Here is a 23,250-nt window from a genome sequence, read left to right on the forward strand (position 1 = left end):
TCACAGGCCATTCGTGGCTTCATAAAACACTCATTGTTTTCTCATCAACTTTTCACCAGATTCTCATTCCCCGCCCTCTGTGCTGCCTATTTGCCATCGTCTTCCATGAATAAGTTTATTTCCGGCATTGTCGCCTTTTCGCTGAAGAACCGCTTCTTCGTCTTTTTCATGACGGCGCTGCTGGTGGCAGGCGGCACTTACAGCTACGTGCACACGCCCATCGAGGCGTTCCCGGACGTCACGAATACGCAGATGATTATCGTGAGCCTCTGGCCCGGCCGCTCGGCCGAGGAGGTAGAGCGGTTCGTGAGTACGCCCATTGAGGTGGCCATGAACTCGGTGCAGATGAAAAGCAATATGCGGAGCATCAGCATGTTTGGCTTGTCGGTGCTCAAGATAAACTTTGAGGATAACGTGGAAGATTTCTTCGCCCGGCAGCAGGTGAACAACCTGCTCAGCGGCGTGAACCTGCCCGCCGGCTGCGACTCGCACGTGCAGCCGCCCTACGGCCCCACGGGCGAGATTTTCCGCTACACCGTGCAGAGCCGCACCGGCCGCAGCACCAACGAACTGCTCGCCATCCAGGACTGGACGGTGGAACGGCAGTTGAAATCGGTGCCCGGCGTGGCCGACATCGCGGCCTTCGGCGGCACGCGTAAGGTGTACGAAATCAGCGTGAACCCTGCCATGCTGGCCAAGTACGACATGACGCCGCTGGAGGTGTTTGAAGCCGTGCAGAAATCGAACATGAACGTGGGCGGCGACGTGATTGAGAAAAACTCGCAGAGCTACGTGGTGCGCGGCATCGGCCTGCTCACCAAGCCCGAAGACATCGGCAACATCATCGTCAAGGACATCAACAACGTGCCCGTGCTGGTGCGCAATGTGGCTCAGGTGAAGGAAAGCAACGCCCCCCGCGTGGGCCAGGCCGGGCTCGACGACCAGAGCGACGTGGTGGAGGGCATCGTGATTATGCGCAAAGGCGAAAACCCCGCCGAAGTGCTGGGCCGCGTGAAAGCCAAAATCGCCGAGCTCAACGAAAAAGTGCTGCCCAACGACGTGTACCTCAAAACGTTTTACGACCGCGACGTGCTGATGGACCACTGCACGCATACCGTGATTCATAACCTGATTGAGGGCATTGTGCTGGTGACGCTCATCGTGCTCATCTTCATGGCCGACTGGCGCACCACGCTCACCGTGGGCGTGGTGGTGCCGCTGGCACTGCTGTTTGCCTTCGTGTGTTTGCGCCTCAAGGGAATGAGTGCCAATCTGTTGAGCATGGGCGCCATAGACTTCGGCATCATCATCGACGGGGCCGTGGTGATGGTGGAGGGCATCTTCGTGGTGCTCGACCACAAGGCCGAAAAAGTCGGGATGGAGAAGTTCAACAAGCTCGCCAAGCTGGGCATGATTCGCAAAACCGGCGGTGAGTTGGGCAAGGCCATTTTCTTCTCCAAGCTCATCATTCTGACCTGCCTGTTGCCCATTTTCGCCTTCGAGAAGGTGGAGGGCAAGATGTTCAGCCCGCTGGCCTATACCTTGGGCTTCGCGCTGGTGGGCGCACTTATTCTCACGCTCACGCTGGTGCCGGTGCTGTGCTCGCTGCTGCTGAACAAGAACGTGAAGGAACGGCACAACCCCATCGTGACCTTCTTCGACACCATTGTGACCAAGGCCTTTGGCTTCACTTATCGCCACAAGCTGCTCAGCTTCGGCGTGACCATGGCCATTGTGGTAGCGGGACTGTACTCATTTAAATTCCTGGGCTCGGAATTTCTGCCCGAGCTGAACGAAGGCGCGTTGTGGGTGGAAACCAAGCTGCCGATGTCGTCTTCGCTCACCGAAACCAACAAGATGGCGGCCAACTACCGCCGCATCCTGCGCTCGTTTCCGGAAGTAACGTCGGTGCTGAGCCAGACCGGGCGCTCGAACGACGGCACCGACCCTTCGGGCATCTACTACGTGCAGGCCCAGGTCAACCTTAAGCCCAAGGAAGAGTGGAAGCGCAACATCACCAAGGAGCAGCTGATTGATGAGATGGACAAGAAGCTGAAAGAGTATCCTGGTATCATTTTCAACTACTCGCAGCCCATCATCGACAACGTGGAGGAAGCCGTGGCCGGCATCAACGCCGCGCTGGCGGTGAAGATTTTCGGCAATGATTTGAAGGAGCTCGACGGCAAGGCCAACGAGGTGATGAAGGTGTTGAGCAACGTGCGCGGCGTGAAGGACCTGGGCATCTTGCGCAACCTTGGCCAGCCCGAAATGAGCGTGCGCCTCGACCAGACCCGCATGGCCGCCTACGGCGTGCAAACGGCTGATGCGCAGACCGTGGTGGAAATGGCCGTGGGCGGCAAAGCGGCCACCCAGATTTACGAAGGCGAGCGCAAGTTCGACGTGACGGTGCGCTACCCCAAGCAGGACCGCGACACCGAAGCCAAAATCGGCGAGCTGCGCGTGCCCACCATCCGCGGCGGCAAGGTGGCGCTCAAGGAAATCGCCGACATCGGCACAGCCAATGGCCCGGCATTTGTGTACCACGATAACGGCCAGCGCTTTATCGCCGTGAAATTCTCCATCCGCGACCGCGACATGGGCTCGACCATCGCCGAAGCGCAGAAGAAAATGGACCAAACCATCAAGCTCGGCAAAGGCTACCGCATCGAGTGGGCCGGCGAATTTGAGAACCAGGTGCGGGCCACCAAGCGCCTGAGCCAGGTGGTGCCGGTGTCGCTGGTCATCATTTTCATCCTGCTGTTCATCACCTTCGGCAACGGCAAGGATGCCGCGCTGGTGCTGGCCAACGTGCCGTTTGCCCTCATCGGCGGCATCGCGGCGCTGCACATCACGGGCGTCAACTTCTCGATTTCGGCCGGCATCGGTTTCATCGCCCTCCTCGGGATATGTATTCAGAACGGCATCGTGCTCATCACCGTGTTCAAGGAGAACCTGCGTAAAAAGCTGAGCCTGGCCGAAAGCCTGCGCCTGGGCGTGGCCTCGCGCGTGCGCCCCGTGGTGATGACGGCCCTCATGGCCATGATTGGCTTGTTCCCGGCCGCCCTTAGCACCGGCATTGGCTCCGAAACGCAGAAGCCGCTGGCCATCGTCGTCATCGGCGGGCTGGTGACGGCCACCATCCTCACGCTGCTGATTTTCCCGCTCATCTTCGCCTTCTTCTACCGCGAAATGAACCAGAACGGCCCGGCCCCGAAACGCCGCAAGCGGCAGCCGGAGCTGGTGGGAGCGTAGCACTGGAACGTTGTAGAGACGCAATATTTTGCGTCTCGTCGTTGCTGATGTTGTTTAGTTGGCGCTGTATTGCGCAGTTCCGGCCGTTCAACGACGAGACGCAAAATATTGCGTCTCTACTCTGTTCAACGGCGGCGCATCTTGTTCAGCAGCACCACGGCTTCGGGGGCGCTGCCGGTGAGGAGCACGCCCGCGCCGTAGAGCACCGTGAGCACGCTGCCGCGCATGAGCATGGTGAGCCACAGGTTGGGCAAGGTGGGCAGGGCCCAGGTGGCCAGCCCGGCCACGGCCGCCACCAGCAGCAGGCGCGGAATGTGGCCATCGAAGGGCTGCAGGCGGTAGAAATGCCACACAAACCACGTGCGCACGGTGTTGATGCTCACCAGCGCCACGCAGTACGCCAGGGCCGCGCCTACCAGCTCGTAGCGTGGGATTAGTAGCCAGTTCAGACCCACCACGGCCGAGGCCAGAAGGACGTTGAACAGCAAATCGAAGCGGTAGCGGGGCGAGGTGACGACGATGGTGCCATTGACGCCCGTGATGCCGTCGAACAGCCGCCCGACCAGCAACAGCACCACGGCCCCGGCGCCGGCAGCGTATTCGGGGCGGTGGATGAGGCTAAAGATAAAGTCGAGGTTCAGCCCAATGCCGAGGGCCAGGTAACAGCCCACCAGGGTATTGACGCGCGTGACGCGCTGGTAGAAGATGCCCATTTTGCCCAGGTCCTGCTCTTTCCAGTATTCGGCGATGAGCGAGAAGGCGGTTTTGTTGAGGGCGCGAAAAGGGAGCGTGAGGGCCGTGCTCACGTTGGTGGCCACCAGGTAGATGCCCGCAGCGGCCAAGCTTACCTTGGCACCCACCATGATGTTGTCGATGTTGAGCAGCACCGTGCCCGAGATGTTGCTCAGCAGCGCGAAGCCGCCAAACCCCAGCATTTCGCCCAAGGGCTTCACGCGCAGGGCCGCCCGGGTGGGCCGCAAATGCAGCTCGCCGATGGCCGCCGCATACGCTACCAGCAGCACCGCTACCACCGCGTAGGCGCTCGCGTAGGCCACCACAAAGCCCGCAAAGCTCAGGTAATGCGCGCTATAGGCCAGAGCCGACCCCACGATGAGCAGGCGCAATAGAATTTCCTGGCAAAAGGAAGCAAACGAGGTGTGAAACAGCGACTTCAGGTACGCATCAAGCAACCCGCCCAGCATGATGGCGCCCGCCAGCCCGATGGCCACGCCGTAGTGCTGGCCCAGCAGGGCGGCATCGGCCGGCCCGTACCTGCGCAGCACCAGCGGCTGGCCGAGGCTCATGACCACCGTCATGGCCGCGAAGCCCAGCAGCGGCAGCCCCAGCAGCAGCGGCAGAAAACCGGCATGGTTGCGCCCCTGGTTGCGGAAATACGGGAAATAGCGCAGGCCGGCGCTGGCAAAGCCAAAGGCGCTGAGCTGGGCCCCGATGGTGGCAAACGACACCAGCAAACTCGTCAGGCCAATCTGGCCCGGCGTGAGCAGCCGCGGCAGCACGAAAATGGTGTTGGCGAAGCCAATGCCCATGCCAACGTAGGAAATCAGGGTGTTGCGGATGCCCTGGCGCAGTACAATGCCCAAACGGTAAGTGCTAAATGAGTAAATGAGCAGCGGCGGCTGGCCTCAAAGTTCGGCCACAATCTGACTTCCCGTCAGGAAGGCCGCGCCGCGTTGCCGCAAGTACACCATGATTTCGGCAAACTGGCGGGGGCCGGTCATGGTGTTGGCCGGGTCAAAATGGTCGTTGTGCCACAGCACGCTGGCGACGCCGCCGAAGCGTTCAATCTCGGCCAGCATAGGCCGTAGCGCGGGCAGAATGTCGTCGGGTTGCAGCTGTAGGTAGTTCGGATGGTGCAGCGTGGCGTCCATCACTTGAAGCGGAATCTCAAGAAAACGGCTGGCCTGTCCGGTAACAAAATCGAAGGGGTAGAATGGATGGCAATAGGAGTGGCGAAACCCGTAGTGCTCCGCAAAGCCCAGCGTTGCATCGTACCGCAGGCCAGCAACAACCAGCGCTTCCAACTGCATTGGCGTCTGGCGCGGTTCCCAACGTAGGTAGTGAAAACGAATGCCTTGGGCAGGTTCGGTCAAGCTCTCGCTTTGCTCCGATGACAGTTGCGCAAAGTCCGTCGCGGTACCGATGCTACCGTGCAGGGCGAGTTCGGAACCCGAAGAAGCCAGGTGAATGAACCGCCGCCACAAATGCCGGTCAATTCGGTAATCGGCGTTGGGCGTGCCGTCGGCGCCGGGCCGGTGCTCGGGCAAGATGAAAAAGGTGGAGCGCGCCCCGTAGCCGGCTACCGTCGCGGCTACCGTTTCGAGGTTGTCCCAGGCGTCGGGCCGCGTGAGCCGCCGCCACAGGCGCTGGCCGAAGCGCAGGAACTGACCAGCTTTCAGGTCGGCTTTGGCCGGGGCTTTCCAGGCGCTGCGCAGGTTGTCGATGTCGTGGGAAATGAAGGCGGCGAAGGGCGCATTTCCAGCCCAGCGGCGGGGCCGCAACGCTTGGCCGGTGACGTGCTCCACGGCGGTGCGCAGCACGTCGAAGTAATAGTTCACCACCGGCAGCGCCACGAAGCCGTAACGCTGCTGCACGCTGGCGGCGTAGGGGAAGCGGCCGTGCCGGTCGCGGGTGTCGGAGAAATATTCCTGCCAGCCGCTGAGCAGGTAGAAGGCCGCCGAGATGAGGTCGGCGTTTACGCGGCAGCGGCCGGGCTGCCGGTCCAGCAAGGGCGCTGCAGGTTGGGCATCGAAGAAAAACGGCACTCGCCGGCCCACCCACTCCCGATAGTTCGGGGCCGGAGCGTAAGGCTGTTGGCCCTGGAAAAAGTCGCCCGAGCAGTCGGCAATTTCAACCGGCAGTTGATACTCAGCATAGCCAATCAGGCCTGCCGGTACGGCCTCGTAAGCCAGTGCAAAATGCCGCAACACGTAGCCCAGCCGCACATCGGCCGTGATAGCGGCCGCGGCGGGCGCAGGCAAGGGCAAGGCGGAAGAATGAGCCGGCATGGCGGCGAAGATACTGCGGTGCGTAGCCGGCTCCGATGGGCCACTTTGCCGCTTCATGCCAACCACTTGGCCAGCAGCTCTGACGCCAGCTCCTGGCTGTGGCCTTCGTTGGGGGTGCCCAGCGTGGCGTTGTAATAGGCGGCACGGCGGAAATGCTCGGCCGGTTTCTGCGCTTGGTACTGCGCCAGTAAGTCGCGCAACTCCGGCAGGTCATGGGCTTCGTCGATGAGCCCGTGGGCGGCGTAGCCGTAGTAGTCGTGAATGAGAGGGTTGGCGCTGAAGCGGTAGTAAATACTCACCAGGTTCAGCAGCGTGGCTTCCAAGTGAGTGGATGTATCGGCCGCAATCAGCGCGTCGTGGTTTTGCAGAAAGGCGAATACGTTTTCCTGCCGCGCGTCCGACCATTGCAGGCCGGGTAAAGCGCGGCGCAGAGGGCCAAAATCGCGTGGGTCGCTGGGGTGGGGGCGCAGGGTGAACGTCAGCTCGGGCAGCTCCTGCATCAGGTAAGTGAGGGTTTCGGCCAGGGCCGGCAGGGGGTCGTGCACGTTGCAGGCCAGGCCCACGCGCCGCACGGTCGGCGCAGTGTTCTTCAGGCCCAGAAAGGCGTCGGCTTTGGGCATGCCCACCAGCTCCACGCGGCCGCGCACGGGGCCGCATTGCCGGTACTTATCGAGGGCGTCCTGGCCTTCGAGCAGGCTCAGGTCGAAGCCAAGAGGCGGGAAGCTGGTGCTCACGCTGGCGTGCTGCACGTAGGCCGTGGGCACGCCTTCGTCCTGGCAGGCCAGCAGCAGGGAGCGAGTGTCGTCGTTGTGGTCGTTGGAGAATATTACCGCCCGCGGCCGGTAGTGGCGCAGCGCCCGCCGGTACACTTCATAGTAGCCGATGGCGTAGAAAATGAAGTCGAAAAAGCGCCACGCCCGCCGGCCTTCCGTGCGCAGCAGCCCCAGCAACGCCACCGGAAATTGCCAGTAGTACAGCAGCTTGCGCCGGAGCGACAGCCGGTTTACGGCCCCGTTGTAGCGCCCGATGTTCTTGGCCTGCCCCGCCAGCAGCACGGCGTCGGGCCGCGCCTGGCGGATGAAGTCGAGGGCGTCGTAGTTGTTGGCGCTCACCACGTAGAGCCACACCTTGCCGCGCAGCTCTTCCGGGTTTTTTATCGGCTTGAAGACGTTGCCCACCAGCCGCAAGCCCGCGTAGCCCAGCACCCGCGCTAGGCGCTTGAGCGGGTTGGCGGGCGAAATGCTGGCCATGGCCGCCGCCGGCAGCGTGGCAAACACGGCCGAGAAGCGCAGCTGTAGAATGTCGCGCAGCCGCGGCAGCAGGGGCAGCGTGGGTCCGGGCATCAGATGGCGTCCCAGGTGAGCGGGGTGCCGGGCGTGAGGGCCTGCGTGGCCTTGCGGCCCAGCACGGTTTCCCAGTGGCGGGGCCAGAGGCCGTCACCGGGGCGAATGATTTTCAGGTTGTCGGTGGTGAAGGCCTCGCCCGCGGCAATGGGCTTGGCCACGTAGATGCTGCGCTTGTAGAGGCGGCTTTTCTCCTCCCCGGTCTGAATGCAGAGTTGCACGGTGCCCAGCGCCTGATGGGCGCGCTCGGTTTCCACCACCAGCGCTTTCAGCTCGTGCGGCTCCAGCGAAAACGCGGAGTCGACGCCGCCCTCGGCGCGGCTCAGGGTGAAATGCTTTTCGATGACGCAAGCGCCCAGGGCCACGGCGGCCACGCTGGCGCCCACGCCCATGGTGTGGTCGCTCAGGCCAATGGGGCAGCCGAAGGTTTCGGCCAGTACCGGGATGGTGCGCAGGTTGGTGTTGGCGGGCGAGGCGGGGTAGGTGCTGGTGCATTTCAGCAGCACCAGCTCGCGGCAGCCGGCTTCGCGCAACACCCGCACGGCGTCGTCGATTTCGGCCAGCGTGGCGGCGCCCGTGCTCACGATGACGGGCTTGCCAGTGGCGGCCACTTTGCGCAGCAGCGGCCAGTGGGCATTCTCGAAGGAGGCAATTTTGTAGGCCGGCACGTCCAGCGTTTCCAGAAAATCCACCGCCGTCTCGTCAAACGGCGAGCTGAAGGCCAGCATGCCGTGCTGCCGCGCGCGGGCAAACAGCTCGGCGTGCCATTCCCAAGGCGTGTGGGCCTCCTCGTAGAGCTTGTACAGGTTTTTGCCTTCCCACAACGACTGTCCTTCCTCGTCGATAGCGAAGCCGGTGTCCATGGTGATGGTGTCGGCGGTGTAGGTCTGCAGCTTCAGGGCATCCACGCCGGCTTCGGCGGCGGCATCTACCAGGGCCAGGGCGCGCGCCAGGCTCTGGTTATGGTTGCCCGACATTTCGGCGATGATGAAGGGCTTGTGGGCGGGGCCCACCGGCCGGCCGCCAATTGATATTTCGGTCATTTCAGGACAAGTCAAATCGAGCCGTAAAGGTAGCGGCGGAAGGGAGCAAGCGCGGCGCCCGGGAAGGGTGGGGCGCCACCTGCCTCCGGCGCGTTGCGGGCCGGTGCGTACTTTTACCCCGCTTACGGGCGCATCCACAGTCCCTCCGGGTATGAAAGTGTTACTGGTTGAAGATGAGCCCCAGGTGGCGTCCTTTATCAAAAAAGGGTTTGAGCACGAAGGCTACGAGCTGACCGTGGGCTACGACGGCAGCACCGGCTGGTCGCTGTACCAGCAGCAGCCCTACGACCTGGTTATCCTCGACGTGAACCTGCCGCACCTCAACGGCGTGGAGCTGTGCCGGCTCATCCGGGCGGGGCGGCACCGTGTGCCGGTGCTGATGCTGACGGCCCTCGACAGCTTGGCCGACAAGGAAGCCGGCTTCGAGGCCGGGGCCGACGACTACCTCGCCAAGCCCTTCGCGTTCAGGGAGCTGCTGCTGCGCGCCCGGGCCCTCACCAAGCGCTACGCCGAAACCGGCGCCCCCCAGCTGCTGCGCCTGGCCGACCTGGAGCTGAACCTGGACTCGAAAATCGTGACTCGCGCCGGGCGCCGCATCGACCTCACCACCCGCGAGTACTCGCTGCTGGAGCACTTGCTGCTGAACCAGGGCCGCATCGTGTCGCGCGTCGACATTGCCGAGCGGGTGTGGGAAGTCGATTTCGACACCACGACCAACATCATCGACGTGTACATCGGCTACCTGCGCAAAAAGATTGACAAGGGCTTCGAGCCCAAGCTCATTCACACCGTGGTGGGCATGGGCTACGTGATGCGGGAACAATAAGGCCAGGCCGTTATGCTGATTCGGAACAAGCTGATGCTGCGCTTTACCCTGCTGGTGCTCGGCATTCAGCTCAGCTTTTCCACGTTCATCTACCTGTTTCACGCCAATGCCCGCACCCAGCGCTTTGCCCACCGCCTGGCCAACAGCGCCACGCTGGCCGGGCGCCTGCTGGTGCGCACCCACAAGCTCGAAAACGGCATGCTGGGCTCGCTGCGCCGCGACGACTTGCTCATCCTTTCCCGCGAGCAAATCAGCATCTACGGCCCCGACAACACCCTGCGCTACAGCAGCGATGACCACATCGACCAGGCCACCAACCGCCGGCGCCTGCGCGGGCTGGGCCCCGGCCAGCAGCGCACCTACCCGGCCGAAGGCCACCGCGAAACCATCGGCTTGTCGTTTGCGCACCCGCCGCACGGGGAGTACCGCATTTTCGTGTCGGCCGAAGACCGGGTGGGCTGGACGCAGCACCGGCAGCTGGGCTGGCTGCTGCTGCTCGGCAACCTGGGGGCGCTGGCCATTACGGTGGTGGCCGGCTGGTTTTTCTCCGGCTCGGCCCTGCGGCCCATTGCCCGCATCATCCGGCAGGCCCGGCGCATCTCGGCGGCCAGCCTGGGGCGGCGCCTGTCGGAGGGCAACGGCCGCGACGAGCTGGCCCAGCTCAGCCGCGTGATAAATACCATGCTGGCCGGCCTGGAGCAAGCTTTCGAGGTGCAGCGCAGCTTCCTTTCGCATGCCTCGCACGAGCTGCGCACCCCCCTCACCACCCTGGCCGGCACGCTCGAAACCGCTCTCGAATACGACCGCACCCTGCCCGAAGCCCAGCAAAGCATGGCCCAGGCCCTGAGCGCCGCCCGCCACCTCAGCGCCCTCACCAACGGCCTGCTCAACCTGGCCCGGGCCGACGGCGCCCTGCCGGCCTTCGCGCCCGTGCGCCTCGACGAATGCCTGAACCAGGCGCTGGATTTTGCCCGGTCCAAATACCCCGGCCGGGAATGGCGGCTGTCCATCGGCGAGTTCCCGGCCGAAACCGAGGGCGACCTGTTCACCCTGCCCGGCAACGCCGAGTTGCTGACCACCGCCGTGCTGAACCTGCTCGACAACGCCGGCAAGTACTCTTCAGGCCCGGTGCGCACCGAGCTGGCCTACAGCGACCCGCACACCCTGCGCGTACGCGTGCAGGACGCCGGCCCCGGCCTCTCGGCCGAAGAGCTGCAGAAAATTTACGAGCCCCTGTACCGCGCCACGGGCGCCCTGGGCCGCCCCGGCTACGGCTTGGGCCTGCCCCTGACGCAGCGCGTGGTGCAGCGCCACGGCGGCCGCCTCGACATCAGTTCGGCGCCGGGGCAGGGCACCACGGCCACCATGTGGCTGCCGGCCCTGCCGCTATAGCGGGCCGCAGGCGGAGAAAAACCGGGCGCCGGGCCGCCCGTGAGTAGGAGCGTAGGCCCCGGTCAGGGGGCGCATGAGAGGGGCTCTCATGTTTTCTCATACGCTTCTCATCTCATTCTAATGTGGGGTTAAGTCCTTTGTAGCACGTTTCACTTGGCTTCGGCTGCCCGACCCTGATGACCCGCTCAGACGCCCGCTCCCTTAATTTCCTTACGCTGCTGCTCGGCGGCGTGCTCGCCCTGTCGCTGGGGCTGAACGCGCTGCTGATGGCGGGCTGGATTGAGGCCTGGCCCGACGACGTCAGTGCCGAGCTGGCCGCCACCACCGCCGACCTGCACCAGACGCAGCGCCAGCTCGCCAGCTGCCAGCAGCACCAGCAGCAGCAAGACAGCCTGCTCACCCTTACCCACCACCTCGCCCCCAGCCAGGCCCTGGTCACCCAGTAGCCGCCTTTCTTTTCCCATGAACCCGAACCCCTCAAATCATGCGGCGCGCCGCGCCCCACTGGCCCCCAATAGCCGACTGCGCACCTGCCTGCTGGGCGGCGCCCTGCTCACGGCGCTGGCCGCTGGCGTGAGCAGCTGCTCGGCCGACGGCAAAACGGCCGAGCAGTCCGCCGCCCCGGAAGTGCTGCCCGTGCTGGCCCTCAAAACCACCGAGCAAGAGCTGTTTCACGACTACGTGGCCGACGTGCAGGCCGTGCGCAACGTAGAAGTGCGGGCGCAGGTGGCCGGGTTTTTGGAGCAGATTTTTGTGGATGAGGGGCGGCCGGTGAAGAAAGGCCAGCCCTTGTTTCGCCTCAATGCCAACGCCCACCAGAACCGGCTGAGCCAGGCCCGGGCCACGCTGGCCGGGGCCCAGGCGCAGGCCAGCGCCGCCCGCCTCGAGCGCGAGCGGGTGCGCCTGCTGGTGCAGGAAAACATCATTGCCAAAACCGAGCTGGCGCTGACCAACAGCAAGGTGAAAGACGCCGAAGCCCGCGTGGCCGAGGCCCGGGCCGGGGAGGCCGCCGCCCGTCTCAGCCTGGGCTACACGCTGGTGCGCGCGCCGTTCGACGGCATCATCGACCGCATTCCGCTCAAGCGGGGCAGCGTGGTGGAGGAAGGCACGCTGCTTACCACGGTGTCGGATTTGCACGAAGTGTATGCCTATTTCAACGTGGGCGAGGGCGAGTATCTGCAATACGTGAAGGCCCGGGAACAGCACCCCGACCGCCACTCCGATTCGGTGCGGCTCACGCTGGCCGACGGCTCGGCCTACCCGCTGGCGGGCCGCATTGAAACCACCGAGAGCGAGTTCAACCCCAACACCGGCTCGCTGGCTTTCCGGGCGCGGTTTGCCAACCCCCAGCGCATGCTCAAGCACGGCGCTTCGGGCCGCGTGCGCCTCACCAACACGCTGCCGACGGCCCTGCTGCTGCCGCAGAAGTCGGTGTTTGAGATTCAGGACAAAAACTACGTGTACGTGGTGGATGGGCAGGGCGTGGTGCACATGCGAAACTTCCAGCCCCAGGCCCGCACCGGCGATTTCTACGTGGTGAAGCAGGGTCTGAAGCCCGGCGAGCGGGTGGTGTACGAGGGCGCGGCCAGCCTGCGGGACGGGCAGCGCATCAGCCCCCGCCCGGTGACGCTGGATTCGCTGCTGGCGGCGCGGTAGGGGATGTAGCGCGGACTTTGTAGTCCGCGTCCCCGGCGGAAACCCGAACGATACCTTGACGGCGCGGGGACGCGGACTACAAAGTCCGCGCTACGGCGCACCGGACTCTTACACATTCATTTAGCCGCGAACTGAAAGTCCGCGCTACTGCCTATGTTCAATATCTTCATTCGCCGGCCGATACTCTCGCTGGTTATTTCGGTGTTTCTGGTGCTGCTGGGGGCCCTGGCGCTGTTCACGCTGCCCATCACGCAGTTTCCGGACATCGTGCCGCCCTCGGTGACGGTGACGGCCAAGTACACCGGCGCCAACGCCGAGGTGTGCGCCAAGGCCGTGGCCACGCCGCTAGAGCGCGCCATCAACGGCGTGCCGGGCATGACCTACATGAACTCGGTGAGCTCCAACAACGGGGTGACGCTGATTACCGTGTTTTTCAAGGTGGGCACCGACCCCGACCTGGCCGCCGTGGGCGTGCAAAACCGCGTGACGACCATTCTGGACGAGCTGCCGGAGGAAGTCATCAAGGCCGGTGTGACCACCGAGAAAGAGGTAAACTCCATGCTGCTCTACCTCAACGTGACGAGCGACGACAAGGCAGTGGGCGAGAAATTCATCTACAACTTTGCTGATATCAACGTGTTGCAGGAGCTCAAGCGCATTGATGGCGTGGGCTTTGCCGAAATCATGGGCTCGCGGGAGTACTCGATGCGGGTGTGGCTGAAGCCCGACCGGATGGCGGCCTACGACGTTGGCACGGATGAGGTGGTGGCGGCCATTCGGGCGCAGAACGTGGAGGCGGCCCCCGGCAAATCGGGCGAAAGCTCGGGGGCCAACAAGGCGCAGTCGATGCAGTACGTGCTGCGCTACACGGGCAAATTTTTCGAGCCCGAGGAATACCGCAACATCGTGGTGCGGGCCAACGCCGACGGCTCGGTGCTGCGCCTGCGCGAGGTGGCCGACGTGGAGTTCGGCTCGCTCACTTACGGCATGGCCTCCAAAACCGACGGCCGGCCCTCGGCGGCCATCATGCTGAAGCAGCGCCCCGGCTCCAACGCTTCGGAGGTGATTGCGGGCGTGAAAAAGCGCATGGCCGAGTTGCAGGCCACTTCCTTCCCGCCCGGCATGAAGTACAGCATTGCCTACGACGTGTCGCGCTTCCTCGACGCCTCCATTCACGAGGTGCTGCGCACGCTGGTAGAGGCGTTTTTGCTGGTATTCGTGATTGTGTACTTGTTTTTGCAGGACTGGCGCTCGACGCTGATTCCGGCGCTGGCGGTACCGGTGGCGCTGGTGGGCACGCTGGCCTTCATGCAGATGCTGGGCTTTTCGATTAACCTGCTCACGCTGTTTGCGCTGGTGCTGGCCATTGGCATTGTGGTCGATAACGCCATTGTGGTGGTGGAAGCGGTGCACGCCAAGATGCAGGAGAAGCACATGCCGGCCCGCGCCGCCACTTTCGAAGCCATGGGCGAAATCAGTTCCTCGCTCATTGCCATCACGCTGGTGATGTCGGCGGTGTTCATCCCGGTTTCCTTCATGGATGGGCCGGTGGGCGTGTTCTACCGCCAGTTTTCGCTCACGCTGGCCATTGCCATTGTGATTTCGGGCGTGAACGCCGTGACGCTGACGCCGGCCCTGTGCGCACTGATGCTCAAGCACGTGCCAGCGGCGCACGGCGAACAGCCCAAGGGGCTGGTGAACCGCTTTTTTGCTGGTTTTAACCGACGCTACGATGCGCTGGCGGGCCGCTACCAGGGCCTGTTGCGGGCCGTGGCCGGCCGGCGCCTGGTGACGCTGCTGGTGCTGGCAGGCTTCTGCGCGGCCACCTGGGGCGTGAACCGGATTCTGCCTTCGGGCTTTATCCCGACCGAGGACCAGGGCATGGTGTACGTAAACGTGACCACGCCCGCCGGCGCCACCGTGGAGCGCACCGAGGCCGTGCTCGACGAAGTGCAGCGCATTGCCAGTCGCCTCGGGCCAGTGGAATCGGTTTCGACCCTGGCCGGCTACAGCCTGGTGAACGAGGTGGCGGGCGCCAGCTACGGCATGGGCATGATTAACCTCAAAGCCTGGGACAAGCGCGAGCAGTCGGTGGCGCAATTCATTGCCGAACTGGAGGAGAAAACCAAGAACATTGCCGACGCGGAAATTCAGTTTCTGCCGCCGCCCACGGTGCCGGGCTTCGGCAACAGCAGCGGCTTCGAGCTGCGCCTGCTCGATAAGTCGGGCACCGGCGACCTGCAGAAAACGGCGGCCGTGTCGCAAACCTTCCTGACCGCGCTGCGCAAGGACCCGGCCATCGGCGGGGCCTTCACCTCGTTCGACCCCAACTTCCCGCAGTACCTCATTCACATCGACCAGGACATGGCCGCCAAGAAGGGCGTGACCGTGGACGCGGCCATGAGCACCCTGCAAACGCTGATGGGCAGCTACTACGCCAGCAACTTCATCCGCTTCGGGCAGATGTACAAGGTGATGGTGCAGGCCGGCCCCGAGTACCGCAGCCGCCCCGAAGACCTGCTGGCCCTGCACGTGAAAAACAACCGGGGCGAGATGGTGCCTTTCTCCACCTTCGTGAAGCTGGAGCGGGTGTTCGGCCCCGACCAGCTCACGCGCTACAACATGTACACCTCGGCCATGCTCAACGGCGACTCAGCCCCCGGCTTCTCGTCGGGCGACGCCATCACGGCCATCGAAAAGGTGGCCGCCAAGGAGTTGCCGCGCGGCTACGCCTACGAGTGGAGCGGCATGACGCGCGAGCAAATCCTGAGCGGCGACCAGGCCCTGTACGTGTTCGGCGTGGTGCTCATTTTCGTGTACCTGCTGCTGGCGGCGCAGTACGAAAGCCTGCTGCTGCCGCTGCCCGTGCTGCTGAGCCTGCCCACCGGCATCTTCGGCGCCTTTCTCAGTCTCAAGCTTTTGGGCCTGGAAAACAACATCTACGCCCAGGTGGCGCTGGTGATGCTCGTGGGCCTCTTGGGCAAAAACGCCATCCTCATCATCGAGTTTGCCGAGCAGCGGCGCCGGGCCGGGGCCAGCGTGCTGGCGGCGGCCGTGGAAGGCGCCGGCTCGCGCCTGCGCCCCATCCTGATGACCTCCTTCGCCTTCATCGCGGGCCTGATTCCGCTGGTGATGGCCAGCGGCGCCGGCGCCCTGGGCAACCGCTCCATCGGCACGGCCGCGGCGGGCGGCATGCTCATCGGCACGCTGTTCGGCATGGTGCTGATTCCCGGGCTGTACGTGCTGTTTGCCTCGTTTGAAAAGGTGAAGAACCTGGAGACGAACGAGCCGGCGGAAGCCAAAGAAGTGCGGGAGTTGGTGGCGCATTGACGCCTCACCCCCGGCCCCTCTCCCCAGGGAGAGGGGAGCCTGACGAATTGTAGCGTGGACTTTGTATTCCGCGCCTTGATTGACCAACCCGGCCCATGCGCGGACTACAAAGTCCGCGCTACACCGCCTGCGCCACCTCGGCTCCCCCTCTCCCTGAGGAGAGGGGGCCGGGGGGTGAGGCGCCACGCTAGAACGAATAATATGCGTTTACTCCCTGCCCTGCTCTCCGTCCTGCTCCTCGCTGCCGGCTGCCGTGTGGCCGCCCCCGCCGACCCCACTGGTGCCCCGGCCGTGCCCGCCGCCTTCACCCAGCCCACGGCCGACACCACCAGCGCTGGCCGCCAGCCCTGGCGGCAGTTCTTCCAGGACCCTGCCCTCACGTCCCTCATCGACACGGCTCTACGCCAAAACCTGGATTTGCAGGTGGCGCTGCAGCGCGTGGAAACGGCCCGCGCCCAGTACCTGGCCCGGCGCGGGGCCCTGCTGCCCACTGTGGCCGCCGCCGCCTCGGCCGGCGCCGACCGCTACGGGCGTTACACCCTCAACGGCGTGGGCAACTTCGACACCAACCTCTCGCCCAACATCGACGGGCAGCAGCGCATCCCGGGCCCGCTGACGCCGGATTTTTTTGTGGGGCTGCGCAGTTCCTGGGAAATTGACATCTGGGGCAAGTTGAAGCAGCGCCGCCAGGCCGCCTACCTGCGCGTGCTGGCCTCGGAGCAGGGCCGTCACCTCGTCACGACCAACGTGGTGGCCGAGGTGGCTCGCCTCTACTACGAGCTGCTGACGGCCGACAACCAGTTGGCCGTGCTCGACCGCAACATCACCCTGCAGCGCGAGGCCCTGAAGCTGATGCGCATTCAGAAGCAGGCCGGGCGCGCTACGGAGCTGGCCGTGCAGCAGTTTGCGGCGCAAGTGGTGCGTACCGAAAGCCTGGCTTACGAAGCCCGCCAGCGCGTAACCGAAGCCGAAACCGGCCTCAACCAGCTGCTGGGGCGTTACCAGCAGCCCATCACGCGCGGCCGGCCGCTGCCCGGCCAGGTGCTGCCCGAGCGCCTGAGTGCCGGCGTGCCCGCCTCGGCCCTGCTGCGCCGGCCCGACGTGCGCCAGGCCGAGCTGGAGCTGCAGGCCACCCGCGCCGACGTGGCCGCCGCCCGTGCCGCCTTCCTGCCTTCGCTCACCCTCACGCCCTACGTGGGCTTCAATTCCTATCGCACCAGCACGCTGTTCGACCCTTCGTCGCTGGCCTACGGGGCGCTGGCCGGCCTCACCGGCCCGCTGCTCAACCGCGCCCAGTTCAAGGCCGATTTCCGGCTGGCCACAGCCGGCAGCTACGAGGCCTACTACCGCTACCAGCAGAGCCTGCAAACCGGCTTCCGCGAGGTAGTAAACGGCCTGCAGGGGCTGGAAAACTACCGCGCTGCCGCGGCTGCCCGCCAGCAGGAAGTAGAGTTGCTCACCAAAGCCGTGACGACCTCCAACAAGCTCTTCGTGGCTGGCTATGCCACTTACCTCGAAGTGATTACGGCCCAGCGCAGCGTGCTCGAAGCCGAGCTGAGCCTGGCCGAATCGCGCCAGCGGCAGTTGCTGCAAAGCGTGAGCTTGTACCGGGCGCTGGGCGGCGGCTGGCAGTAAGCGGCTAGCCCACCAACTCGGCCACGAATTCTGGGGTCAGTTCGTCGAGGGAGTGGATGCGGCGGTGGGCTTCGTGCGCCGCATCGTCCGCGAGGTGGGCATAGTTGCCGCGCAGAATGCGCACCGTGCGAAAGCCCAGCGGCTTGATGCCCACAAAGTCCTTACGCGGGTTGTCGCCCACGTAAATCACCTGGTTGGGCATTGCCTTCTCGCGCCGGCAAATCAGCTCGAATACGTGCGGCGCGGGCTTGGCCCGGTGGCGCCCGTAGCGGTTGGTGAGGTAGGCGTGGCGCACGTGCCGGGCCACTTCCAGCGCCGCCACTTTACGGGCTTGCACTTCTTTATGTCCGTCCGTCACCAAGTAGAGTGGCCATTCGGCGAAGCGGGCCAGGCAGCGCTCGGCATCGGGGTATAGCGCCAGTTGCGGCAGGTGCTGGCGGTACTCGCGCAGGCAGGTGGCCACCAAGGTTTTGGTCCACCGCCCGTGTTGGCGCAACACGTTGTCGAACACCTGGCCGCGGCCCTGCTCGGCTTCTTCAGCTATCATGCTCGCAGCCAGGGTTTCGGCCGGCTGGTGCAGCAGCGGACTCAAAAACTCCGCTACGGCCCGGAAGCCGCTGTGCACGTAGCTCAGCTCGGGGTAGAGCGTGTCGTCGAGGTCGAAAACGAGGACGGGCATGGCGGCTATTCGTGAGTTGTGGCCGGCATCACCACGTCGGCCGCGGCGCGCACCTGCCGAAGCGGCTCAGCAGCCGGGCGGAACGGAAATTGGCTCAGCTCCGCGCCGGCCGCTTCCTGCAGGAACCAGTAGAACGAATCGACACCCGCCGCAATGCCCAGCGTGGAAGCGCCCCCAAAGCGGCAATTGCACTCAATGAGGTGCAGGCCGCCATCGTCCGTGAGCAGGGCCTGCAGCACCAGCGGCCCGTAAAGGCCCAGCCGCTCCACGATGGGGGTGAGGCGGGCCACCAGCGCCGGGTTGTTGAGCGTGGTGGTTACCTGCGACTCGCCGTGCACGATGAAGTCCCGGGTGCGCGGCACCAGTCCGTGCACGCGGCCGGCGCGGTCCACATACGCATCCACGCTGATTTCGCGGCCCTGAATAAAGGGCTGAAATACTGGCTCTTCTAAGGTGTGGGCGTGGGTGAGGGCCGTGGCCTCGGGCAGGTTCAGGCCCAGGCTGAGGGAGCCGGCGCCGTGGCGCTCCTTCACCACGAAGCCCGTGCTGGTGGGCACGGCCGAGAGGGCGTCCAGCCCCAAAGCCGTGGGAATCACCGGCAGGCCGTTTTCCTGGCCAAACACGGCAAACTCAATCTTGTCGAGGCAGCGGCTCACGGCTTCGGGGGCGCTCACCAGCACGGCAATGCCGGCTTCGGCCAGGGCGGCGCGGTGCCGGCTCCAGAAGGCCAGCTCGCCGTCGCGCGTAGGAATGACGTGGCCAATGCCGCGGGCCTGGCACTCGGCAATGATGTCGGCCAGGTGCTGGTCGGCGGTGGCGGGCATCTGCCAGAAGTCGTCGGTGAAATGCTGAGCCAGACAGCCGGGGTTCATGTCGCCCCCGATGACTTTCATTTCCGGGTGCAGGCGCTGGGCGGCGGCTTTCACGGCCCGCACCAGCGGCACCTTGGCCGCCACGCTGCTGATGAGTACGTGGCCGGGCGCCTTGGCGGCGGCCGGGCCTTGCAGGCGGGCGCGCTCGAAGGCGATGATTTCGGGGATGGCCTGCTCTAACGTGGTGGGCGGCAGCCAATCTATCTGGCTACTCCACAGCGTCATGTCGGCCTGCGAGGCCTCGAATGGAATGTCCGAGGCCACGTAGGTGGCGCGCAGGTCGGGGAAGTTCTGCTTCAGCACGTCCACCACGTCGGCCACGCGCCGCGCCCGGCCGGTGCCCAGGTTGATGATGCCGGCCACGGTTACGGCCGCCGCCAAGCGGAGCAGTCCCTCGGCGGTGTCGGCGGCGTAGAGATAATCGAAAAAGGACTCGGCGCCATAGACCGTAATTTCTTCGCCGGCCAGCAGCATGCGCACCCAGCGCGAAGTGATGTCGCGCCCATTGCGCCCGTAGCCGCGATAGATGCGCGGAATGGCCGTGCTGAATTGCGCCCCGCGGAACGTTTGCAGGAAGCGCAGCTCAATTTCGTGGGCCAGCTTGGCCATGCCGGTCAGGTTGCGCGGCAGGATGGGGTCGGTTTCGCGCAGGCTGCGGGGCTGGGCCGGCACCTCCGCGAAATTATACAGCTCGGGGTCGTAGATGAGGTAGCTGCTGGCAAACACCACGCGGCGCAAGGAAGGCAGGTCCTTCTGCACCGTCATCAGGTGGTGGCTGAGGCGCACGTTGTGCTGGAAATTCTCTTCCCAGAAGCCGTAGGTTTCGGTGGAGCGCTCAAACGTGGCCGCTAGGTGAATGAACACCTCGGGCGCAAACGTGCCGATTTCCTCGGCGGTGAGGTAGTTCAGGTCGCCCTGCCGGTACTGGAATCGGGCTGGAAAGTCGGCGGGCCGGGGCTTGAGGTCGCCCACCAGCACGTCAATGTCGGCGGGCAGGGAGGCCAGCAGGCGCACCATTTCCTGGCCAATGACGCCGGCCCCGCCGCTGATGAAAATTCGTTTAAAAGGCAATATCAAAGGCTGTGGCATAGTCGGCGGCCAACTGGCCGTGCATCAGTGAGTCGGCAAAAGTACCCGGCGCAAGCTGGACGTGCTGCCGCAAACGCCCTTCAAGCCGAAAGCCTGCTTCTTCGAGAATGGCCACGTGCGCCGGCCGGATGTCGTAGGTTTCGGTGAACAATCGATTGAATTTCAGGCCCTCAAATGCCACCTGCCCCAGCAGCCGCAGGTGGGCCAGAAAGTCCTGTCGGTACGTGGCGGCGTCGGCCGCCCGGCCCGGCTCCACCAGAAACGAAACCTCCGCCCGCAAATCAGGCCAGGAAATGTGCACCAGTCCACCATAAGCAATGAGCTGGCCTTCGTGCAGCAGCGAAAACAGCAACTGCCCCGGCTGCTCCTGCTCAAAAAGCGGCATTACTACCCGTTGAAAATACGCTTCCTGCTGCTCGGCGGTAAGCAGTGCGGCCTGGCGCAGCACCTGCAGCTGGGCATTGCGCCAGGTGCGGATGGGCTCCCGGTCCTCGTAGCGAATGGGGATGAGCTGGTAGGCGTCGTGGCGGTACTCGGCGGCGGGAAGGGGGCGGTAGGTGGTCATATCAGGAATGACGAAGTAAAAAGAACGTCATGCTGAGCGCAGCATCTCTACCGTCATACTAAATTTGATTAGTTGCGCGGTAGAGATGCTGCGCTCAGCATGACCATTTCCGGTAACACTTACACCACCAAATAGGAAATCAGCGGGTTGAGCGGGCTGCGGCGCAGCGCGTAGTTGGCCACGCCAAACACCTCGTCAAACGCCAGCGTCTCGCCGGGGAATTCCGGGCAGTTCAGCTCGTCGAAGGCCACGATGGCGCCTTTGGTCAGGCGCGGCCGGATGGCTTCGAGACAAGCTTTGGTGGGGGCGTAGATGTCGAAGTCGAAGTAGGCGAAGGCGATGACGGTTTCGGGGTGGTCGCGCAGGTAGCGGGGCACGGTTTCGGAAGCGTCGCCGGCCACCAGCTCAAACTTGCGCTTGTGCGGAATAGGGCTGTCGGCCTCGTGCAGTGCCAGGATTTGGGTGAGGTAGTCCTGGTACTCGGGCGTCACGCCGTAGTCGCCTTCCTTCACCAGCTTGCCGTCCTTCTCGTCTACCGACGGAAAGCCGCCGAAGGTGTCGAACCCGATGATTTTGCGGTTGTAGTTGAACGGTTCATAGATGCCGCGCAGCGCGTGCATCAGGGCCAGGTTCTGGCCCCAGCGCACGCCAAACTCCATGGCCACGCCGTGCACCGGAATGATTTGCTGGTAGAGCTCGGTGAAAAAGAGCAGGCGCGAAAACGTCTGCCGGTTCAGGTACAGGCCCAGGTTGTTGAGCAGCTCGGTGTTGGGAATGGGCGACTCGCGCAGGCTCTGGGCGAAGTTCTCGCGGCGCGTTTGCTCGGCTACGGGCGCGCCGCTGAGGACTGAAATAGGGGAGGACATGGGGCGAAGTCAGGTTTGTTGGGGCTGCAAAAATGCCACGATATTTCGGCCCAGCCCCACGCCGGCCATGGCTTCGTAGTAGGCCGCCACGACTGGCAGGGGCGCCGTGCGCAGCAGCAGGTTGTCTTGTTCAAGCCGGGCGCGGTGGGCACCGGGGCCGGCGGCGCGGTTCATCACGTAGTTCGTGGCGGGGTTGAGCAGGTTGAGGTCAATGGGCTGGTCGGCAAGGGTTTTGGCCACGCGCCAGCCCGTGGCCTGGGCCACGTTGCGCAGGCCGGTCTGGTTAAAGTAGGCCAGGTGGTCGGGCAGCACCACCCAGAAAGGGCGGTCGATGTGACCCTGCTCCAACAGGTAATTCTGCAGGGCCGAAAAATCGTTGGGTACCTCCACCACCAGTGTTCCGGCAGGCGCCACCAGCGCCCGGCACTGCCGCAGCAGCGCGGCCGGGTCGGGCACGTGTTCCAGCACGTTGTCGAGCCACAGTACGTCGAATGTGCGGCCGTCGGCAATCAGCTGGGCCAGCTGCTCCACAATATCACCGGTGCGCAGGTATGCCCGCAGGTCGGGCTGAAACCGCTCCACGCTGAAGCTGCTGTAATCCAGCCCCAGTACGTCCCAGCCCTGCCGGTGGAAGTGGGCCAACGCCCACCCCTCGCCGCAGCCAATGTCCAGAAAAGACTTGGGCGCGGCTCCCGTTCCGGGCCGCAGCTGCTCCAGCACCCAGCGCCGCAGCCGCAGCTTGCCCTCGATGTGCTCCAGCTCTTCGGGCGGGTAGCTGGGCTGGTAAGTGGTGAGGCCTTCCTGGTAGTAGCGCCGGGCGTAGTAATGGCTCAACTCGGCCGGGCTCGGCTTGTCGACGACTTCGTAGAAACCGTATTCGTTGAGACGCAGGGTGTCGGGTAGATTCATGGGAAAGCCGGCCGTTAGGGCTGTACCTGAGTGTTTTGGTCGTTGATGTGCGCCAGCCAGGGGTGCTTGGCCAGCAGCGCCGGCAGGCCGTCGGGCTCGGTGAGCGAAAAATTGGCGGGCAGCTGCGAGTACAGCAGGTGCAGCAAGGCGTAGTCGCTGGGGTAGTCCACGGTGAGGCGCAGGGCGGCCACGGCCGCTGGCACCGCGCAGGGCAATTCTTCCAGGTGGAAAAGCTCGGGGTGGCGGCGCAGGTAGGGCGTCACGTGCTCGCGCTCTTCGGGGCGGGTGGCTTCGGCCGCGGCCCGGCGCAGGGCTGCGGCGGCAATGATTTCCACGTTAGTACCCAGCGGCAGGCCGGTGGTCAGGGTATAGTCGGCGCCGGTGGCGAAGTGGTGCACCACGGCCGCCCGCACAAACGTTGGGTCAATGGCTGGGTTGTCGGCCGTAATGCGCACCACGGCCTCGACTTCCCGGCCGACCAGCGCCCCCACGAACCGGCCGAGTACGTCGGCTTCATCGCCCCGAAATACCTCGGCTTGTAGTGCCTGTGCGGCGGCGGCCAGCGCTTCGTCGGCCGCCAGGGTGGAAGTGGCCACCACTACCGGTTGGCCGGGCGCCACAAGCTTAGCCCGCGCCACCACGTGGCCCAGGATGCTGGTGTGGCCATCCAGCGGCAGGGGCAGCAGCACTTTGCCCGGCAGCCGCGTGGAACGCATGCGGGCCTGAATGATGACGACGACGCGGGCGGAAGTGGTTGCAGGCATGGC

Annotated in this window: 17 protein-coding genes; 7 read left to right on the plus strand and 10 right to left on the minus strand. The window is 64.6% G+C overall.

Annotated elements, in window-relative coordinates:
- Positions 1–105: 105 nt before the first annotated feature.
- On the plus strand, positions 106–3,252 hold the full coding sequence (locus MUN81_RS09580; protein WP_245117078.1) for a CusA/CzcA family heavy metal efflux RND transporter: 3,147 nt from the start codon (positions 106–108) through the stop codon (positions 3,250–3,252).
- Positions 3,253–3,377: 125 nt separating this feature from the next.
- Here the strand turns inward: MUN81_RS09580 and MUN81_RS09585 are convergent, their stop codons facing one another.
- The 4 genes from MUN81_RS09585 to pseI form a co-directional block, all read right to left on the minus strand.
- Positions 3,378–4,853 (minus strand): polysaccharide biosynthesis C-terminal domain-containing protein, encoded by a 1,476-nt coding sequence (locus tag MUN81_RS09585; protein ID WP_245117079.1) that lies wholly within the window; start codon positions 4,851–4,853, stop codon positions 3,378–3,380.
- 42 nt (positions 4,854–4,895) lie between these two features.
- Positions 4,896–6,251, minus strand: coding sequence for a hypothetical protein (locus tag MUN81_RS09590; RefSeq protein WP_245117080.1), 1,356 nt, complete (start codon positions 6,249–6,251; stop codon positions 4,896–4,898).
- A gap of 80 nt (positions 6,252–6,331) precedes the next feature.
- The gene (locus MUN81_RS09595; protein WP_245117081.1) at positions 6,332–7,621 is read right to left on the minus strand and encodes a hypothetical protein; all 1,290 of its coding nucleotides are present in this window, start codon (positions 7,619–7,621) and stop codon (positions 6,332–6,334) included.
- Entirely contained in the window at positions 7,621–8,664 is a 1,044-nt protein-coding gene (gene pseI / locus MUN81_RS09600) for a pseudaminic acid synthase (RefSeq protein WP_245117082.1), read from the minus strand. Before pseI ends, MUN81_RS09595 begins: the two co-directional genes overlap by 1 nt.
- 151 nt (positions 8,665–8,815) lie before the next feature.
- Between pseI and MUN81_RS09605 the strand changes: the two genes are divergently transcribed.
- The 6 genes from MUN81_RS09605 to MUN81_RS09630 all read left to right on the plus strand — a co-directional run bounded on the left by MUN81_RS09605 (position 8,816) and on the right by MUN81_RS09630 (position 17,503).
- The gene (locus MUN81_RS09605; RefSeq protein WP_245117083.1) at positions 8,816–9,490 is read left to right on the plus strand and encodes a response regulator transcription factor; all 675 of its coding nucleotides are present in this window, start codon (positions 8,816–8,818) and stop codon (positions 9,488–9,490) included.
- A gap of 12 nt (positions 9,491–9,502) precedes the next feature.
- Complete coding sequence (locus MUN81_RS09610; protein WP_245117084.1) at positions 9,503–10,882, plus strand: HAMP domain-containing sensor histidine kinase; 1,380 nt, start codon at positions 9,503–9,505, stop codon at positions 10,880–10,882.
- Between the two features lie 176 nt (positions 10,883–11,058).
- Positions 11,059–11,328 (plus strand): hypothetical protein, encoded by a 270-nt coding sequence (locus MUN81_RS09615; RefSeq protein WP_245117085.1) that lies wholly within the window; start codon positions 11,059–11,061, stop codon positions 11,326–11,328.
- A 16-nt stretch (positions 11,329–11,344) separates the two neighbouring features.
- A complete protein-coding gene (locus MUN81_RS09620) occupies positions 11,345–12,538 on the plus strand; it encodes an efflux RND transporter periplasmic adaptor subunit (protein WP_245117086.1) in 1,194 nt (397 codons plus the stop codon).
- Positions 12,539–12,691: 153 nt separating this feature from the next.
- On the plus strand, positions 12,692–15,868 hold the full coding sequence (locus MUN81_RS09625) for an efflux RND transporter permease subunit (RefSeq protein ID WP_245117087.1): 3,177 nt from the start codon (positions 12,692–12,694) through the stop codon (positions 15,866–15,868).
- 201 nt (positions 15,869–16,069) lie between these two features.
- Positions 16,070–17,503: an efflux transporter outer membrane subunit gene (locus MUN81_RS09630; RefSeq protein WP_245117088.1), complete on the plus strand. Its 1,434-nt coding sequence runs from the start codon at positions 16,070–16,072 to the stop codon at positions 17,501–17,503.
- A 4-nt stretch (positions 17,504–17,507) separates the two neighbouring features.
- Here MUN81_RS09630 and MUN81_RS09635 read toward each other — a convergent pair whose 3' ends face one another.
- The 6 genes from MUN81_RS09635 to MUN81_RS09660 all read right to left on the minus strand — a co-directional run bounded on the left by MUN81_RS09635 (position 17,508) and on the right by MUN81_RS09660 (position 23,247).
- Positions 17,508–18,182 (minus strand): HAD-IA family hydrolase, encoded by a 675-nt coding sequence (locus MUN81_RS09635; protein ID WP_245117089.1) that lies wholly within the window; start codon positions 18,180–18,182, stop codon positions 17,508–17,510.
- Positions 18,183–18,187: 5 nt separating this feature from the next.
- On the minus strand, positions 18,188–20,125 hold the full coding sequence (locus tag MUN81_RS09640; RefSeq protein WP_245117090.1) for an NAD-dependent epimerase/dehydratase family protein: 1,938 nt from the start codon (positions 20,123–20,125) through the stop codon (positions 18,188–18,190).
- Positions 20,115–20,708, minus strand: coding sequence for a GNAT family N-acetyltransferase (locus MUN81_RS09645; RefSeq protein ID WP_245117091.1), 594 nt, complete (start codon positions 20,706–20,708; stop codon positions 20,115–20,117). Before MUN81_RS09645 ends, MUN81_RS09640 begins: the two co-directional genes overlap by 11 nt.
- A 119-nt stretch (positions 20,709–20,827) precedes the next feature.
- On the minus strand, positions 20,828–21,574 hold the full coding sequence (locus tag MUN81_RS09650; protein ID WP_190922072.1) for a crotonobetainyl-CoA--carnitine CoA-transferase: 747 nt from the start codon (positions 21,572–21,574) through the stop codon (positions 20,828–20,830).
- A 9-nt stretch (positions 21,575–21,583) separates the two neighbouring features.
- A complete protein-coding gene (locus tag MUN81_RS09655; RefSeq protein ID WP_245117092.1) occupies positions 21,584–22,483 on the minus strand; it encodes a class I SAM-dependent methyltransferase in 900 nt (299 codons plus the stop codon).
- 14 nt (positions 22,484–22,497) lie between these two features.
- The gene (locus MUN81_RS09660; protein ID WP_245117093.1) at positions 22,498–23,247 is read right to left on the minus strand and encodes a hypothetical protein; all 750 of its coding nucleotides are present in this window, start codon (positions 23,245–23,247) and stop codon (positions 22,498–22,500) included.
- Positions 23,248–23,250 lie beyond the last annotated feature (3 nt).

This window comes from Hymenobacter sp. 5317J-9, assembly GCF_022921075.1.
In the GTDB taxonomy this organism is placed as follows: Bacteria; Bacteroidota; Bacteroidia; order Cytophagales; family Hymenobacteraceae; genus Hymenobacter.